Origin of the sequence: Binatus sp. (SeqCode) (genome assembly GCF_036522015.1) — a bacterium.
Classification (GTDB): Bacteria; Desulfobacterota; Binatia; order Binatales; family Binataceae; genus Binatus.
The window spans coordinates 1-3,647 of record NZ_DATDGQ010000280.1 but is presented as its reverse complement, the minus strand read 5'-3'; the positions used below and the strand labels follow the sequence as shown (position 1 = coordinate 3,647).

General features: G+C 60.3%; 3 protein-coding genes and 1 tRNA gene. 2 read left to right on the top strand and 2 right to left on the bottom strand.

The annotated features are described in order from the left end of the window. Positions 1-431, bottom strand: a 431-nt coding sequence (locus VIW95_RS12050) for a hypothetical protein (protein ID WP_331586774.1), incomplete at its 3' end; no start/stop codon positions are given. Positions 432-560: 129 nt separating this feature from the next. Between VIW95_RS12050 and VIW95_RS12045 the strand changes: the two genes are divergently transcribed. Both VIW95_RS12045 and VIW95_RS12040 read left to right on the top strand, forming a co-directional pair. Further along, complete coding sequence (locus VIW95_RS12045; RefSeq protein WP_331586771.1) at positions 561-2,456, top strand: hypothetical protein; 1,896 nt, start codon at positions 561-563, stop codon at positions 2,454-2,456. Then, complete coding sequence (locus VIW95_RS12040; protein WP_331586769.1) at positions 2,456-3,457, top strand: DUF4105 domain-containing protein; 1,002 nt, start codon at positions 2,456-2,458, stop codon at positions 3,455-3,457. Before VIW95_RS12045 ends, VIW95_RS12040 begins: the two co-directional genes overlap by 1 nt. Before the next feature lie 38 nt (positions 3,458-3,495). Here the strand turns inward: VIW95_RS12040 and VIW95_RS12035 are convergent. Continuing rightward, positions 3,496-3,581, bottom strand: a tRNA-Leu gene (locus VIW95_RS12035). Between the last annotated feature and the right edge of the window lie 66 nt (positions 3,582-3,647).

Genomic DNA, 3,647 nt, shown 5'->3' with positions numbered 1-3,647 from the left:
GCCGACATCAGCATCAATCCCGCCAGCAGCAATGCGGTGCGACCGGTAAGACCGCGTCGATGCGCCAGCAGCAGGTACATCGCGATCGCCAGCGCCGAAAAATTGATCGCGGTCCAGATCCGGAATGCGATCCGCGGCCGCAGCCAGGTGAAAGGTTCGAAACAAAGCAGGAACGGCGGTGTCTCGGAAGCGTGGACCAGCCAGTTCGTCTCGAGGCTGAGTTGCTCACCGATCGGCGTCAGATTCGTGGAATACGGATCGATTCCATGGCGGAGCGCCCATGCCGATTCGTAGTAGTTCGAGAAGTCGCGGCGATGCCACTGGCCGGGCATCTTCGTCAGAGTGCCTATCAGCACAAGGAGCGCGCAGATCCAGATGACGGCCAGGATCGCGGGCTGACGCATCGCGGCCGCGATTCGTTCGTCGTTCACGCCCAAAGTATGAACAGACGCCGGCCTGCGAACCTACGAATTGTCACACGACAGTGTTATCCGGAGAACTCAAAATCGTGCATAGTCGTGCAGTCCGGTAGTTACGCCAACTTGGAATTGAGAACTCGAGTGATTTCCACCGATACGCATATCTTCAGCGCGCCCGTAAAGGCACATCCGTCGGTGAGTGTCTGGACCGTCGTCCTTGCGATCGTAGTTCTACTCAGCAGCGGCTGCGCCACGCCGGTCGGAGTTAAACGCCTCGACGAGCAAGCCGCGCATCGCGAGCTCAACGCGAACGTTCTCTCGACCGGCAAGCCGAGCGATTACTCGACGCAAATTCTGGAGCGATCCGCGCTCACCGATCGTTTCAAAAGCGATCCGCAAACAGTGCTAGCCGAGTTGAATTCGGGACTCGGTAAAACTGACGAACGCGATCGGCTGTTCGCGCTGTCCGAGCTCTCATTTGAGTATGCGGAGGAATCGGGGAATCAATCTTATTATCTCGCGTCCGCTGCCTACGCGTACGCTTTCTTGTTCCCGACGAATTCGGCGGACGCGCCTGGACCGTACGATCCGCGCCTCACGCTCTCGGTCGACCTTTACAATCGAGGCATCGCCTTGGGGCTTGCGACCGAAGACGGAAAGGAAGTTGATCTCAGCGCGCGTGAACTGAGTTTGCCCTTCGGGTCGCTCAGTTTGGGGGTCGAGCCGGAAGGATTCAACTACGGCGGCAATCATCTGACGAAATTTGTCTCGCTCGCGGATTTGGCGGTTCGTGGACTTCGCAATACGTACCGCAGGCCGGGCATCGGCGCGGCGCTGTCCGCACGAGTCGAGGTGACGCCGGGCAGTCCCGCGAGCCGATGGATTCCGCCGACTGCGAAGGTACCGATTACCGCGTTCGTGCGGTTCGACGATCCTCGGCTCGCGATGAGCAACGGACGTCTGCGCGGCACCGTGGAGCTTTACGACGAGGACAGGGCAGGCTTCGTGCAGATCGGTACACGTTCCGTACCGCTCGAATCCGATCCTAGCGCAGCGCTTGCTTATCGGCTGGAGGGTGCGCCGATTTGGGATTTCGAGCTAGCAGGCTTTCGTAAGGGGGACCTTTCCCTTCCGGGATTCCGGAGCGGCGCCGACGTCAGCGGGCTCTTCATGTTGCATCCGTACCACGCGGGCATGATCCCAGTGGTGTTCGTTCACGGTACTGCGTCGAGCCCCGCGCGATGGGCCGAAATGGCCAACGAGCTGCTCGGCGATCCCGTGATCGCATCGCGCTATCAGCTTTGGTTCTTCCTCTATAACAGCGGCAATCCGATCGCGTTGTCTGCGATGCGTTTGCGGGAGTCGCTCATTGCGGTTCGCAAAGACGTCGATCCAGACGGCAAAGATCCCGCGCTCAACCAGATGGTAGTGATCGGCCACAGCCAGGGCGGGCTGTTGACGAAAATGATGGTGGTCGATAGCGGCAATCGCTTCTGGAGCAACGTCTCCTCTGTCCCGTTTGACCAGGTGCAACTCGATCCTGAGACGCGGGACCTGGCAAGTCGCGCGCTGTTCTTCAAGCCGCAGCCGTTCGTTACGCGCGTGATTTTCATCGCAACGCCACATCGCGGCAGTTATATGGCCAGCAATCCGATCGTCAAGATGGGAAACAAGTTCATCAACCTGCCGGGCGGGCTTGCGAAGTCTGCGATCCAGCTCGGAAAGCTTCGCGAGTCCAGCATGATGGGAAGTCCAGTGATTCCGACCGCGCTCGACAACATGGATTCATCCAACCGGTTCATCAAGGTGCTCTCGGCGTCGCCTATAGCTCCCGGCGTGCACGCGCATTCGATCATTCCAGTGAAAGGCAGCGGGCCAGTTGAAGATGGCAACGACGGCGTCGTCGAGTACAAGAGCGCGCACATCGACGGCGTCGAGTCGGAGCTGGTCGTGCGTTCGGGGCATTCGACGCAGGCGCGGCCTGAGACGATCGAGGAAGTCCGCCGCATCCTGTACGAGCACGCCGGAATCCACTGATGCTCGGGCGCGCGGTCCGCTTGCTTGCAACGCTGCTGCTATCGGTGATCGTCGCCGTCGCAGTCGCCTGGGCCGCGATGGCGATCTGGGTCGACGGGCCGCACCAGCGCGTCATAGCGGCGCCGATGGCCGCTGGACTGGTCATCGTCTGCATCATTTTGGCAGCTATCGTGCGCCCGCTGCTTAGAGGTCTCACGGTCGCGATATTTCCAGTGATCATCGTCGCTCTATGGTGGACGGCGATCCCGGCGAGCAATACGCGCGACTGGACTCCCGAGGTGGCCCGCACGGCGCGCGCTACCTTCAACGGCAGCCGCGTGACAATCGAGAACGTGCGAAATTTCAGATATCGATCCGAAACCGATTACGACCAGCGCTGGGAGACGCGGACATACGATCTCGATCGGATCAAAGGCGTTGACCTGTTTCTGTCGTATTGGGGGCCGACTGAAATCGCGCACACGATCGTGAGTTGGGATTTCGACGACGGCCAGCATCTCGCGATCTCGATCGAGACGCGCAAGGAGAAGGGTGAATCGTACTCCGCGCTTCGCGGCTTCTTCCGCCAGTACGAGCTCTACTATGTGGTCGCCGACGAGCACGACCTGGTCGGACTGCGCGCCAAATACCGCGGCGAGCAAGTCTATCTGTATCGCCTCCGCGCGACTGCGCCGCAAGCTCGCGCTCTATTGATCGACTACCTGCACGAGGTGAATCAACTCGCCGATCATCCCGAGTGGTACAACGCGTTGACGCAAAACTGCACGACGACAATTCGCGGTCACACGCAAAACATCGGAGTCGGCGGCAGTCTCGACTGGCGCCTGCTTGCCAACGGCCACCTCGATGAACTCCTGTACGAACGCGGCCAAATCGACACGAGCCTGCCGTTCGCAGATCTTCGAGCACGCAGCAATATCACCGAGAAAGCAAAAGCCGCCGGCGACTCGCCCGATTTTTCCGCGCGCATTCGCCAGGGCGCGCCAGGAATCAGCAGCTAGCGATCGCGCATAAGGCGCAGCACTGTCGGGAAGAACTATGGTGCCGAGGGCGGGACTTGAACCCGCACGTGGTTGCCCACGGAGGATTTTGAGTCCTCTGCGTCTGCCATTCCGCCACCTCGGCACTCCAAGAAGCCACAGACTCAGGCAGGTCATCTTAGGCAAAGGTGGCGCGGGCGGCAATGGCGAC